Raw genomic sequence first — 13668 nt, 5'->3', positions numbered from 1 at the left:
GTTTATCGGTTCGAATCCGTTATTCTCCACTACACCCTCCGTTTCCTTAACAGGATAGGATATAATGCAAGTTATCATGCACGTTGTATGATATAGGGTAAAGTTCTTTGACATATTGGAAGAAGTAATTAAAAAGAGAAAACAACAGTAGAGACGTTGTTTGGCTTTAGTTACAAGAAATAAGAGACAAGATAAAAGATAGAAAGCTTCGGCAATAAATCTTGGTTCCTGGTTCATGACATCTTGCATCTAAACGAGCAACATATCAAAAAGCATACAGTACTGAGCAAAAGCAGTACAAGTATAGAAGAAAGTAAGAAAGGGTACACGGGGGATGCCTTGGCTCTCAGAGGCGATGAAGGACGTGATAAGCTGCGATAAGCTGCGGGGATTAGCAAATATGAATTGATCCGCAGATTTCCGAATGGGGAAACCTAACTAGTTGAAGACTAGTTGCATATATGCGCAAACCTGCTGAACTGAAACATCTAAGTAAGCAGAGGAAGAGAAAATAATAATGATTTCCTGAGTAGTGGCGAGCGAAAGGGAAGAAGCCCAAACCAGATATGTTACGGCATAGCTGGGGTTGTAGGACCACAACATGAATATCAAAATGAACCGGAAGGGGGTGGGAAACCCCGCCATAGAGCATGAGAGCTGCGTACGGGTAAGTAATGATAGGATAGTGGTATCCTGAGTACCGCGAGGTCGGAGACGCCTTGTGGGAATCTGCCGGCACCATCCGGTAAGGCTAAATACTCCTGAGAGACCGATAGTGAACCAGTACCGTGAGGGAAAGGTGAAAAGAACCCCGAACAGGGGAGTGAAATAGAACCTGAAACCGTGTACTTACAAGCGGTCGGAGCACCTTCGTGGTGTGACGGCGTGCCTTTTGCATAATGAGCCTACGAGTTACTCCTCTCTGGCAAGGTTAAGTGTTTAAGACACGGATCCGAAGCGAAAGCGAGTCTGAATAGGGCGTATAGTCAGAGGGGGTAGACGCGAAACCTTGTGATCTACCCATGGACAGGTTGAAGGTGCCGTAACAGGTACTGGAGGACCGAACCGATAAACGTTGAAAAGTTTCCGGATGATCTGTGGGTAGGGGTGAAAGGCTAATCAAACTGGGAAATAGCTCGTACTCCCCGAAATGTTTTTAGGAACAGCGTGGTGGTTAAGTTATATAGAGGTAGAGCTACTGATTGGGTGCGGGGGAGTCAAATCCTACCAAATCCAGACAAACTCCGAATGCTATATAATATACACTGCAGTGAGGCTATGGGTGCTAAGGTCCATGGCCGAGAGGGAAAGAACCCAGACCATCAGCTAAGGTCCCCAAATTAACGCTAAGTTGAACTAACGAGGTCCGATTGCATAGACAGCTAGGATGTTGGCTTGGAAGCAGCCATTCATTTAAAGAGTGCGTAACAGCTCACTAGTCGAGCGATCGGGCATGGATAATAAACGGGCATTAAGCGTTATACCGAAGCTATGGATTATATACTATGTATATACTGGTAGGGGAGCATTCTAATTGCCGGTGAAGCAGGAAAGACAATTGACTGTGGAGGAATTAGAAAAGCAAATGTAGGCATAAGTAACGATAAGGCGGGAGAGAAACCCGCCCACCGAAAGACTAAGGTTTCCTGATCAACGCTAATCGGATCAGGGTTAGTCGGGGCCTAAGGTGAAGCCGAAGGGCGTAGCCGATGGACAACTGGTTAATATTCCAGTACTTTTTATAACTGCGATGCGGTGACGGAGTAGTGACACTGACGCGAACTGACGGAATAGTTCGTTAAAGGCCGTAGGTATAGGTTTGGTAGTTAAGTACGCCAGATTTGCTGAAAGCTGATAGTACACTGAGCCTTCGGGTAAGGTGATAGTTCAGGTAATCAGACTTCCAAGAAAACCCGCTAAGCTTCAGGTTATAAAAACCCGTACCGTAAACCGACACAGGTAGTCGAGGAGAGAATCCTAAGGTGCTCGAGTGAATCATGGCTAAGGAACTCGGCAAAATGGCCCTGTAACTTCGGGAGAAGGGGCGCTGGTAGCAATATCAGCCGCAGTGAAAAGGCCCAGGCGACTGTTTAACAAAAACACATGGCTTTGCAAAATCGAAAGATGACGTATAAGGCCTGACACCTGCCCGGTGCCGGAAGGTTAAGAGGGGATGTTATTCGCAAGGAGAAGCATTGAATCGAAGCCCCGGTAAACGGCGGCCGTAACTATAACGGTCCTAAGGTAGCGAAATTCCTTGTCGGGTAAGTTCCGACCTGCACGAATGGTGTAACGATCTGGGCGCTGTCTCAGCCATGAGCTCGGTGAAATTGTGGTATCGGTGAAGACGCCGGTTACCCGCAACGGGACGGAAAGACCCCATGCACCTTCACTACAACTTAACATTGATATCGGATACAGGATGTGTAGGATAGGTGGGAGACTGTGATCATGCTTCGCTAGGAGTATGTTAGTCAACGTTGAAATACCACCCTTTTTGTATTTGGTGTCTAACTCGATTATGTCGAGAACATTGTTTGGCGGGTAGTTTGACTGGGGTGGTCGCCTCCAAAAAGGTAACGGAGGCTTTCAAAGGTAAGCTCAGTACGCTTGGTAACCGTACGTGGAGTGCAATAGCATAAGCTTGCTTGACTGTGAGGCAGACAAGCCGAGCAGGGTCGAAAGACGGATATAGTGATCCGGTGGTTCTGCATGGAAGGGCCATCGCTCAAAGGATAAAAGGTACGCTGGGGATAACAGGCTGATCTCCCCCAAGAGCTCATATCGACGGGGAGGTTTGGCACCTCGATGTCGGCTCGTCACATCCTGGGGCTGGAGAAGGTCCCAAGGGTTGAGCTGTTCGCTCATTAAAGTGGCACGCGAGCTGGGTTCAGAACGTCGCGAGACAGTTCGGTCCCTATCTGTTGTGGGCGTTGGAAGTTTGAGTGGGGCTGACCTTAGTACGAGAGGACCGGGTTGGACTAACCTCTGGTGAATCTGTTATGCCGCCAGGTGTACTGCAGAGTAGCTACGTTGGGAATAGATAAGCGCTGAAAGCATCTAAGTGCGAAACTAGCCACAAGATGAGACTTCCATTGAGGATCGTAGCAGACTACTACGTTGATAGGTTACAGATATAAAGGTGGTGACATCATAGTCGAGTAATACTAATAATCCGAAGCTTTCTCATAGCAGGTAATGAATGGTGGTAGAGAACCAAGACCGTAAGAAGTAAGAACCAGGAGCAATCCAGGTTCCCATATCCGATCTCTTGCCTCTATCATCGAGCAAAACAAAGCTGTTGTTTTCTCTGATACTTACTTCTTTCAATTATGTTTAAGTTTAGCCGAAAGCTGATAGACGCAAGTCTGAAGCCGAAAGTGAAAACAAATACCGAATTATAAAAGGACTAGCCTTAAGCTTTATGCTTTTCGCTTTCACCTTAAAAATATTCAGGTGCCTATATCGGCGGTGTCCACCTCTTCCCATTCCGAACAGAGAAGTTAAGCCCGCCAGAGCCGATGGTACTGCAGTAAAATGTGGGAGAGTAGGTCGGTGCCCAATCTTAATCCGTTAGTAAACGGACTAAACGAGAACCCTTCAACCAAAAGTTGAGGGGTTTCTTTGTTTAAAACCTTTTCCTGTTTGCCATGGTGAGCCTGCCCGGCCACGCATTTCCAACAAGCCAAATGTTCACGTTCACGCTGGTGAACACACGCGCATGTTTGTAAAGCGCTCAAAATCAATGCTTCCAAAATTACACTACTGACAGTATCGTGCCACCACGGCCTGTTGTTATAACCGGTATATTTGGGGGTAAGATCCGTCCGGTATCTTGCTTAAACCCACCTAAATACCGCCCCTAAATGACCCAAAACCACTCCGCAGAAAGACCTGCCTTTATTGAACAACTGCGCGCCGAAGCCCGGGGCGTAGCATACCGCCCGGCTAAAAGGAAAAAAGCGGCCGCGCCGCCTCCCGACCCTGAGGAATGCCGATACCTGTTTAACGTTGCTACCGGCAACCGCTGGATGGACCTTGGCGAACGCGAACCCATACCCCAAATGCTTTTTGGTGAGCTTTGGTACCAGGGCGAACTCGCTATTTTGTTTGCCGATACCAATGTTGGCAAAAGCGTACTGGCCGTACAAATTGGCAACAGCATAGCCGAAGGCAAGCCCATTGCGCCCTTTGCCCTGCAGGCCGAACCTGCCAAAGTACTATACATTGATTTTGAACTTGGCCTGATGCAATTTTACACGCGTTATACCGATGCGCAGGGCAGCTACAGTTTTACCGATAGGTTTATACGCGCTCAGTTTAACCAAAATACCGGCCTCGCCGGCGGCGATAGCAACTATGATGACCATCTGATTGCCGGCATTGAGTATAGGATACAACAGTTAAAGCCCACGGTATTGATTATTGATAACATTAGCTGCCTGCGCGGTGGTACCGAAAGTGCTGCTGTGGCGCTAAGCCTTATGAAAAACCTGAAGGGGTTAAAAAACGATTACAACCTATCCATTTTGGTGCTGGCCCATACACCTAAACGGCGCAACCCGGGTATACCGCTCTCGGCCGATGACCTGCATGGCAGCAAACTACTGATGAACTTTGCCGACAGCGCCTTTGCCCTGGGCACCAGCGCGGCCGACCCACACCTGCGTTACTTGAAACAAATTAAACAGCGTAACACCGCGCAGATCTATGGTGAAGATAATGTATGCCTTTGCCGCATTGCTAAACCCGGTAACTTTTTGCAAATGCAATTTGAAGGCCAAAGCCACGAATACCTGCACCTGCGTACCCGCTTAATAAACCAACAGGTATTAGCCCCAAAGGTAGCCCAACTGGCCGCCGCCGGTTACAACCAGCGCCAAATAGGGAATGAATTGGGTATTGCTGTGGGATTGGTTAATAAGTTGATGAAAAAGTGAGATAATATTCAATCATAAAGATACAGTCAATGTAGAATATTTATAAAACACACTCGAAAATTCCAAGTACTTTGAAATCAATAAGGTCATCTTCTGGAATTACTATATTTTCAAATTTAGGATCATATGAAAGCGGCTTCAAAATTATAGATTGATGATGCCATTGGTCATTGTTAATACTTTTTGAACTTAAATATTCTTTAACAGTATAATTAGAGCCAAAATCTTTATCTTGAATGTTGGTAGATGCAACTAAAACAATCTTTCCATTTCTGGAGCCGCCGCCATCTTTTCTAAATAAACATAAAGCACCATTTGGTATTACTTTATTCATGGACTCGCCAACAACTTGACAAGCAAACAAGTCTTTAGATGGTTTGTATCGTGAAGGTATTTCCACCCAATCGAAATCTTCAACGTTGTCACTAGCCATTTGCAATTCGCTAAATCCGCCGGCTGCCGCTTTTAAACTAACGAGTGGAATTGAATTTACGAACGGTATTACATTAGACGAGTTCAAGAAAGTTGCTTTTCTGTTTGTAGCAGCAAGTTCCATGTGCTTCGAAAAGTATTCTCGTAAATTTTTATCACAAACATATACGTAAGTGCCTTTGATAGCTCGAAGCATTATAGTCTTGTAAATGTTTAGGATAAAATTTTTTAATTCAGAAGGATCGCTAATGGATTGTTTCCCGTTTTTATCAAAATAGTTTTCTTTCAAAATCACTATTTCTTTTTTTATTTTATCATAACTAATTTCATTTCCAAATATTATCCCGGAGTAATTAAGATCATAACCTTGAGTTGTGTGGATACATCCAACCTCATTTATAGCATTAGCTGAATTTATAAAATCTATCGCTACACTATTCCATTGCAACTTATATCCGTCTATTTCAATGTCATATAGTGTTTTGTCAGTTTTCGAAATCCATGGCCAGGAGAACCCGGCAATTAATCGTGATAATCCGCTTTCTTCATTTCTCAATTTTATTTCTTTCACCATCGTTTCGATAGAATCAAAAAGAGTAAATTCATAGTTCTTTGGATGATATACTTCCTTTCCCAAATCAATTGAGCATTTTAAAAGATTATCAATGTGTCTTACATACCCATTTCCACCTTTTACGCGAAATTGAGACTTTAGAAACTTTACCTTAGTTGATGATGAGAACTTAAGCTTGTCGAAGTCCTCTTTTTTTGCATCAGACGGCTTAATAGATTGCCCCTCATCGTAAAATAATATTGCTTTGTTTGATTGTTTAGTTATCCAATCCAACTCACTGCATGCATTCCTATCAAAACCCAATTTTTCGCATGCTACATCAAAAGCGTGGAAATAAGCGCCTAAATTTACTCTTCTTCTCAACCTATGGGACTCATCAACAACAAGTATATCAAAATGATTATCCTTTAAATCTGCTGGCCCAATTACCATATTGGCGCTTAGACCCTTAATGTTTTTAAATACCTTTTTTAAAGTATCTCTAAATGATGCCATAGGAACTACAAGAGCTATTTTAGGATTTGGAAACCTTCTTTTTAATTCAATTATAGCGTTAGTGAATTGACTCTCATCATCGCCAAATTCTTTATAATTAAAATCCTCCAATTTTGAATGGATAAGTTTGAATAAGAATATTGCTAGTATTGTTTTTCCTGTCCCGGCTCCTCCTTCAACAATAATATTTTTAAAGCTGTCGTTTAGTAGGGCCGTGATAATTGTCATCAACCCTTCTTTTTGTTCAATACTTAATGTCTTGTAAGGGGAATATTTAAATAAGTCAGAATTATTAATATACTCAATTGAGTGTTTTGTTATACCCTCGGTTCTTAACTTATTCCAGACAGATTTGAAAATATCCCAGTAGACTTCTTTTTTTTGATAATAGTTATGATTAGCTAAACCAATGTTTCCATTAAGTAATTTGTACTCGCCATCACCAGAAATATACTTTATAAGATTTGATTCAATATCTAGCGTTGCAGATTTGTTGAACTTTTCGCTACTTATCAAATGTACTGTAGAAAGAACGCTTTTGTTATTGCTTTTCAAATGCGAAGCCATTCTCGCGAAAGTATCTGTAGTTTCGCCTACATATGCTTCCTTGACCACGCCGTCACTTAAAATGTAAACTATTGGCCATAAGTCTTTAGCGAAGTGGGCGTTTTGAAAATCGTTGAATAAATTTGGTGTGAAATCGTATCTTTTTATTTCAAATGAAGCTGCTGGAATCATAATTCGGTGTATTTTTTAGCATTGCCCTTTGCCTTATCTACCGGATATTTCTCATTGTTTTTAGTTATTTTGTTATTAACAATTTCAACGATGTCAAAATTGTATTTCTCTGCAAGAAGTAGTGCATATCCAAATACATCAGCAAGTTCATCTTTAATTTTTTCGACATTAGCCTCTTCTGATTTTTTCCAAAGGAATAATTCGTTTAACTCAGCCACCTCGATGGAGAGAGCCAATGCTAAATCTTTAGCATTATGAAATTGATTCCAATCACGCTTATCCCTAAAATCGATAAGTTTTTTCTGTAAATCTTTTAACTCATTCATAAACGTGTACTAAGTTATTGGAAAAATAGGAAATATCATCTACATCGAATTAATAGAGTATTTGTTCTGTGCTTATTTATGTAGGTTTAGCGTTAATTTACTTGAGATGATTTCTACAAAACGGTTGATTGATGAGTTAGAATATGTATATCCTAACGGATTGCAAATTTCCAATGGAGTAGGGATTATGAATTCAACTAAAGCAATTTACATTCGCAAATCGCTAATTTATCTGTTTAGTATGGGAGATGCTTTTCTCTTTAGTTCAGCAAATGGTTACACAAAGGAAGAATTTGTAATTGAATATAATATTTGCAATTGGAAAATAGAGGAGATTATAAGTTAATTTGAAACTGTATACGTCTATTTCTAATTATGTCCTCAAGTTCTTGGATAGTCATTAACGAAAAGGATGGTGATTTTTCATTAAGACATACAAAGCAAAATCGGAATTTCGGGCCAAGGGCCTCGCCAAACTTAAATTCATTTTCTGTAGCGCCAAAGAAAAATCCCTTTGGGTTTTGCGGCAAATATTTTTTCGTCGTTTTTAATTCGATAAGAACGATGTTTTCCAAATTGGCCACAATGAATCCATCTGTAATATGTTTTCCGACATACTCCGGGATATAAATCATGTCAAAAGCCTGGAGAAACTTGTGACTTAAATCCAATGCATCAAGCAATTCCTTCTTAAACGCCCTATCAATTTTGAAAAAACCGGTGTGGTTTTCAATCAAATAATTAATACCTTCTTTTTCGGTAAGATTATTGGAAATGGTAATAACAAAGGAGTGCGCTCTAGACATCGAAATCAGATTTACTCTCATAATTCTTATAAGAATGAGAACGGTTTACCTGACTTAAATCCAATAATTCTGAAATCGATATTTCAAATATCTTGGCAAACACAGCAATGTTAATCAATGAGATATTGCGTTCCCCTCTTTCAATCATACCTATATAAGTACGGTGGAAGCCGGTTAAATTCGCAAGAGATTCTTGGCTAATGTTTTTCTTGGCTCTTAATGCTTTTAGGCGGTCACCAAATTCCTTTAACAAAAACTTATTGATCACAAAACAATAGTATACATATTGTATGCAGCGATCAACATACAATATGTATCATTGCGATTAAGAAAAATATTGATTTAAGACAAGGTATTACTATAGTTAGGTTTATCAACTATCTCTCTAATAAGAATTATCCTCGTACTTCATTCGAATGACAGGTTGGAAAGATGGAGTTTGGGTTTCTAAACTACGGCATACTAACGGGCGCAAAAGTCATTTACCACCAAACAACGCCTCGTGCATTAAATAAAAGCCATGTACCTTATATTGCGGGATGGGTTTGTTTACGTTCCACATCAATCGTGCATCGTCTTTTGCTTTCTCCTGCTTTAGTTTGCAAATACGTTCGGCATCTTCTTTTTCGCGGTAGATGTCTACAGATTAATAATTTGATAGATTAAATATGTGGTTATCCGCTATCACCACGTACACTTTTCTTACGCCCTTTGCCAGGGTTAAATTTGCTCGTCGTCCATTTTTACCACTTCAGTTTGGCTGGTATGCAGGGTTACCCGGCTCCTTAATTTGTTGTACCGCTGGTTGCGGAACATAGCCATGTGGCCGCGTAGATCATGCAGCATTTCCATGGCTTCTAAAAGCATTTCGAGGCGTTGCGCGCTTATTTCCTTTATCTCATCCATGTGCATTTCTTTTTTTCAAAATTAGGTAACAGGCATTGTAATTGCTAATATTTTTAGTATAAATTTGTAGTAATTAATTTTGATAGTATGATAAGCAGGGGAGCAATAGCAGATGAGCGGGCGGTTTTAGAAGGCAATACACAGCCTTTTAAATTGAGGGTAACAAAGGATAAGGGAGCTGTACAGGGCGAAAACACAGCCCTGTTAGAGGCTACCATTTACGAAGAAAATGGTTCGTTTATACCTCAATGTAGTTACTTGTTTGAGGCCGTGGATAACAACGACCAACCACTTACCTACGTTAACTTAGCCGAGTTTAAAAAGGCTGTAGACGAATATTGCACCGAAGTGCTGGCTACCGGGTATTATGTAAAAAGCATCCCCAAAGCATCCAGCCTGTGTAGTAAAGCAATGCAGGCATTTAATTTTTAAATGACCGGGCGGGGTTAGAGTGTGGTTCGACAGGCTCACCATGACAAACCAATCTGTCAGTCTGAGCTTGTCGAAGACCTATGTGGGCGACGAGTGGTTCTACAGGCTTACCATGAACATCTTCGACAGGCTCAATATAATAAACATAGTAGTACAACCTCCTCATCCCTAAACCCGATAGGCGGGAAAGCCTTTGCTGCGTTGGCCTGCGCGTTAGTGGCAAAGCTTGTACAGATAGCGGGGCTGCGGCATCCGTACGTAGCACTGCAGCACATTTTCTTGTGGTTCACCGGTTCACTTGTTCATTAGTGCCTGGCCAACTACACATCTACTACCTATCTTCCCATCTGCACATCCGCATATCTTCCCATCTAAAACATATCTGCACATCTGCACATCCGCACATTTGCATATCTGCACATGTAACCCTATCTTCATCGGTATAATCCTAAAACAATAAATTTTACCGTTATGAAAATTGCTATGCTTGGCTCGGGCTTTATAGCGCGTTTCTATGCCGATTCGCTGATAGGGCACCGCAGGCTGGATGCGCTGCATGCCGTGTACAGCCGTAATATAGATAAGGCCAAACAATTTGCTACCGACTATAAGCTGCCTGTATACAGCGACAACATGCACGAGGTGGTGAACAACCCCGAGGTGGATGTGGTGGTGATCTCGCTCCCAAACGATTTGCACCTTGCCGCCGTTGCCGCCTGCGCCAAAGCGGGTAAGCACGTGCTGTGTACCAAACCGCTTGGTCGAACAGCTGCCGAGGCCAAACAAATGCTGGATATGGTAGAGCAGGCGGGCGTAATGGGCGGCTACCTGGAAGATTTGTGTTACACCCCCAAGTTTAATAAAAGCCTGGCCAGCGTAAAGGCGGGCGCGCTGGGCCGCATACTGTGGGCCAAAAGCCGCGAGGCGCACCCCGGCCCCCACAGCAACTGGTTTTGGGATAAGGAGCAAAGTGGCGGCGGCGCCATTGTAGACTTGGGCTGCCACTGTATCGAAATAGCCCGGAACTATATCGGTAAGCACATTCGCCCGGTGGAGGTGATGTGTTGGGCGGCCACGCAGGTACACCCTATTGATGCCGAAGACAACGCCATTGGCATGGTAAAGTACGCCAACGGCGCCATTGGGCAGTTTGAGGTAAGCTGGTGCTTCCGCGGCGGTATGGACCTTCGCGACGAGGTAATGGGCACCGAGGGCACCATCTGGATCAACAACTTTATGCGCACCGGGTTTGATATGTTTAGCACCGGCAAGGGCGGCGGCGGCTACGTTGCCGAAAAGGCCGAGAGCAGCAGCGGCTGGCTCTTCCCCGTGGGCGACGAGGTGAACGAGCTGGGCTACAACCACATGTTTACCGATATGTTTGACGCCATTGACCAAAACCGCCCCCCGGCCGAAACATTTTACGACGGCTACATCGTTAATGCCATTATCGACGCGGCCTACGCATCGGCCAAAACCGGCGCCTGGGAACCCGTGAAGATCGACGATTGGCGCGGCAGCACCAACACCCAAATAGCAACAGACTTTGCCAGTTTTAACGACCAATACTATTTAATAAAAGAAGAAATATTGCCCCACGGCGAGCGCAAACTGATATTGAAAGATAAAACAAGCGGGGAGGTAGTGGTGAGGGATGTGTAGTTTGGTGAGTGGGGAGTAGTTAAGTGGTGGGTGGTTGTAATTGGTGAGTGGAGGGTAGTTAAATGGTTAGTAGTTATATATCGTTTACCGCATACAAGAACCATTCACCAATTATGGCGTTCCCTGCGGGCCGGGCTTTCCGTTGCAAGTCCTCGCCTGCCCGGTCACACAGGCCCCCACACGCTGTGGGCTTTCCACTGCAATCCCTAACGCAAAGGGCTTGCATGGCGGGTATCGCGTCTTTAACAACCATTCACCGCGTGTTATTGCTGTAAGGGAGGGTTTTGAAAAGCGTTGGCCCAAACGTCAAAGCGGGCGGGCCGGGAGTATGGCGGGAATGACGGTTTAGCTTTCGAACTCGCGCATGCGGGAGAAAGCGTTAAGAACCGGCAGGGCGGGCGGAAGCGTCGCTTTGACTTGGCCTTTTCTTTTGGTTCGTTTTCTTTGCGGCTAAGGCAAAGAAAATGAACATCCACAGGCTGATGGAAACTCGCTACCGCACCTAACGAAGAACTAATAGGCGGCTCTGTAAAGTAAAGAGATTGCCACGCTATCGCTCAGCAATGACGGATTTTGAATAAGGACAATAAACTAATGAACATCCCGATAGCTATCGGGAGAACCAATAATCAATATGAACAGAAGAAACTTTATATACAGCAGCGGGATGCTGGCGGCACTGTCGGCCTCGTCTGCGATGGGGGCACCGCTAATCGGGCGCACAAAACCTGCCCGTGGTATTCAGCTTTACATGGTAAAAGAAGATATGGAGCGCGACCCTATAGGCACGCTTAAACAACTGGGCGCCATGGGTTACACCCAAATAGAAAGCTACGGCAGCGACAAGGGTATTTTTTGGGGCAAAACCAACACGGAGTTTAAAAAGATTGCCGGCGGCTATGGCCTTAACCTGGTGAGTACCCACTACAACCCCTGCACTTTAGAGGAGTTTGACAAGCTTGCCGCGCAGGGTGCCGAGATAGGTATGAAGTACCTCATATGCCCCTGGCTTGGCCCGCAAAAAACCATCAACGCGTTTAAAACCTTTGCCGATGATTTTAACAAGCGTGGCGCTATTTGCAAAAAGCATGGCCTGCGCTTCGGCTACCACCCGCACGATTACCCCTACAAACCGGTAGACGGGCAACTGCCTATTGATGTACTGCTGGCCGGTACGGATAAGGCACTGGTAGATTTTGAGATGGATGTGTACTACACCGTAACAGAGGGCGCCGACCCATACGCCTACATGCGCAACCATAAGGGCCGCTTTAAACTCGCCCACCTGCGCGATGTGCTGAAGAAGCGCCTCCCTGCGGATAGCAAAGAGGAATCTGCCTGTGACATGGGCGAGGGGATCATCAACTTTAAAAAGTTTATTACCACCGGGCAGGATACCGGCATGCAATACTTTTTTGTAGAGCAAAGCCGCTTCTACCACGAAACCCCGCTGCAAAGCGCGCGGAAGAATATGGGGTATTTGAAGGGGTTACGCCTCACCTAAATCCTCTCCAAAGGAGAGGATTTTTATTTTGTCTTGTCTCTTACTGCCTGAATCCCTACAATAAATATATTTTAAAGAAGCGTTTACCGTATTCGCCCCAACCTTCCATGGCTTTGGTGAGGGTGGTTTTGAGGGCGGCGGAGGTAGTTACCTTGCCTTTTACAGGGGCACGCAGGCTGGTTTCGGCAACGGGCACGTCGGTAACTTTGGTGGCAAACCAGGTAACGTTCTCATGCGGCAGGGCAAGGCCCAATATCATCCCCGGCAAACCGCTGAACGATTCGGGTCCGCCCGATAGGGGGATCTCATCGCTGTAAAAAGCTACCACGTAAATGGAATCCATCACGATGGCGTTGGCGCGGCGGCACATGTAGCCGGCAATCTCGCGGGTTTCATCGGTGATCTTCCAGTTAATCTTGCGGGCGGTATCCTTTACCAGAAACGTTTCCTCGAATATCTTTTTGTTGGTGGCGCTCAGGTTGGTGTTGAGGTCGGTATACGTGGTGTTTATTTGCTGTGCCAGGGGCATATCGCTAAACCAGCTGTTTGATGCCGTGGCGTTGTCTGCAACGGGGGCGTAAAGCGTTTTGTTGCTGCCAAAGGTAAGCGTGCTTTTCAGCACCTTAAACTGCGGGTTGCTTTTTTTGTACTGCTCGAAGGCGGGGGCGTACCAGCTTTCGTTATCCTTGTTAATTACGGCTTTTATTACACCGTACATGTTCACCCTTTTCTCGAACTCGATAGTGCCCGATGTGGTGAAATGCGCGTTCTGTGCAAATAAAGCGCTGCCGCTAATGAGGCAGGTTAGTAGTAGTAATAGGTGCTTTTTCATTGCTATATATTTTCTGTGTTA

Annotated in this window: 12 protein-coding genes and 2 rRNA genes; 8 read left to right on the top strand and 6 right to left on the bottom strand. The window is 44.4% G+C overall.

Annotated features, from left to right (window positions below):
* Positions 1–307 precede the first annotated feature (307 nt).
* From RHM67_RS18555 to RHM67_RS18545, 3 genes are all read left to right on the top strand, one after another.
* Positions 308–3190 (top strand): 23S ribosomal RNA (locus tag RHM67_RS18555).
* Positions 3191–3452: 262 nt separating this feature from the next.
* Positions 3453–3564 (top strand): 5S ribosomal RNA (gene rrf / locus RHM67_RS18550).
* Between the two features lie 302 nt (positions 3565–3866).
* Positions 3867–4940 carry an AAA family ATPase gene (locus RHM67_RS18545; protein ID WP_322228691.1) on the top strand — a complete coding sequence of 358 codons (1074 nt, stop codon included), beginning with the start codon at positions 3867–3869 and terminating at the stop codon, positions 4938–4940.
* Positions 4941–4980: 40 nt separating this feature from the next.
* On the opposite strand, the gene RHM67_RS18540 is transcribed toward RHM67_RS18545, so the two are convergent.
* Positions 4981–7179 (bottom strand): DNA/RNA helicase domain-containing protein, encoded by a 2199-nt coding sequence (locus tag RHM67_RS18540; protein ID WP_322228690.1) that lies wholly within the window; start codon positions 7177–7179, stop codon positions 4981–4983.
* On the bottom strand, positions 7176–7505 hold the full coding sequence (locus RHM67_RS18535; RefSeq protein WP_322228689.1) for a nucleotide pyrophosphohydrolase: 330 nt from the start codon (positions 7503–7505) through the stop codon (positions 7176–7178). Before RHM67_RS18535 ends, RHM67_RS18540 begins: the two co-directional genes overlap by 4 nt.
* Before the next feature lie 106 nt (positions 7506–7611).
* On the opposite strand from RHM67_RS18535, the gene RHM67_RS18530 reads away from it, so the two are divergent.
* Positions 7612–7851: a hypothetical protein gene (locus RHM67_RS18530; RefSeq protein ID WP_322228688.1), complete on the top strand. Its 240-nt coding sequence runs from the start codon at positions 7612–7614 to the stop codon at positions 7849–7851.
* Here the strand turns inward: RHM67_RS18530 and RHM67_RS18525 are convergent.
* From RHM67_RS18525 to RHM67_RS18515, 3 genes are all read right to left on the bottom strand, one after another.
* Positions 7841–8311, bottom strand: a complete 471-nt coding sequence (locus RHM67_RS18525) for a hypothetical protein (protein ID WP_322228687.1) — start codon at positions 8309–8311, stop codon at positions 7841–7843. The genes RHM67_RS18530 and RHM67_RS18525 overlap by 11 nt on opposite strands.
* The gene (locus RHM67_RS18520; protein WP_322228685.1) at positions 8304–8579 is read right to left on the bottom strand and encodes a helix-turn-helix transcriptional regulator; all 276 of its coding nucleotides are present in this window, start codon (positions 8577–8579) and stop codon (positions 8304–8306) included. The genes RHM67_RS18525 and RHM67_RS18520 overlap by 8 nt, the downstream gene beginning before the upstream one ends.
* A 452-nt stretch (positions 8580–9031) precedes the next feature.
* Positions 9032–9217, bottom strand: coding sequence for a hypothetical protein (locus RHM67_RS18515; protein WP_322228684.1), 186 nt, complete (start codon positions 9215–9217; stop codon positions 9032–9034).
* 87 nt (positions 9218–9304) lie between these two features.
* Here RHM67_RS18515 and RHM67_RS18510 point away from each other — a divergent pair, with 87 nt between their 5' ends.
* The 4 genes from RHM67_RS18510 to RHM67_RS18495 all read left to right on the top strand — a co-directional run bounded on the left by RHM67_RS18510 (position 9305) and on the right by RHM67_RS18495 (position 12815).
* A complete protein-coding gene (locus tag RHM67_RS18510; protein WP_322228683.1) occupies positions 9305–9649 on the top strand; it encodes a hypothetical protein in 345 nt (114 codons plus the stop codon).
* A 40-nt stretch (positions 9650–9689) separates the two neighbouring features.
* On the top strand, positions 9690–9821 hold the full coding sequence (locus RHM67_RS18505) for a hypothetical protein (protein ID WP_322228681.1): 132 nt from the start codon (positions 9690–9692) through the stop codon (positions 9819–9821).
* A 299-nt stretch (positions 9822–10120) separates the two neighbouring features.
* Positions 10121–11311: a Gfo/Idh/MocA family oxidoreductase gene (locus RHM67_RS18500; RefSeq protein WP_322228679.1), complete on the top strand. Its 1191-nt coding sequence runs from the start codon at positions 10121–10123 to the stop codon at positions 11309–11311.
* Between the two features lie 634 nt (positions 11312–11945).
* Positions 11946–12815: a sugar phosphate isomerase/epimerase gene (locus tag RHM67_RS18495; RefSeq protein ID WP_322228678.1), complete on the top strand. Its 870-nt coding sequence runs from the start codon at positions 11946–11948 to the stop codon at positions 12813–12815.
* Between the two features lie 55 nt (positions 12816–12870).
* Here RHM67_RS18495 and RHM67_RS18490 read toward each other — a convergent pair whose 3' ends face one another.
* Complete coding sequence (locus RHM67_RS18490; RefSeq protein WP_322228677.1) at positions 12871–13647, bottom strand: GLPGLI family protein; 777 nt, start codon at positions 13645–13647, stop codon at positions 12871–12873.
* Positions 13648–13668 lie beyond the last annotated feature (21 nt).

The organism is Mucilaginibacter sp. 5C4 (assembly GCF_034345625.1).
GTDB lineage: Bacteria > Bacteroidota > Bacteroidia > Sphingobacteriales > Sphingobacteriaceae > Mucilaginibacter > Mucilaginibacter aurantiaciroseus.
The sequence above is the reverse complement of the archived record's forward strand: the minus strand, read 5'-3'. Positions and strand labels throughout refer to the sequence as shown.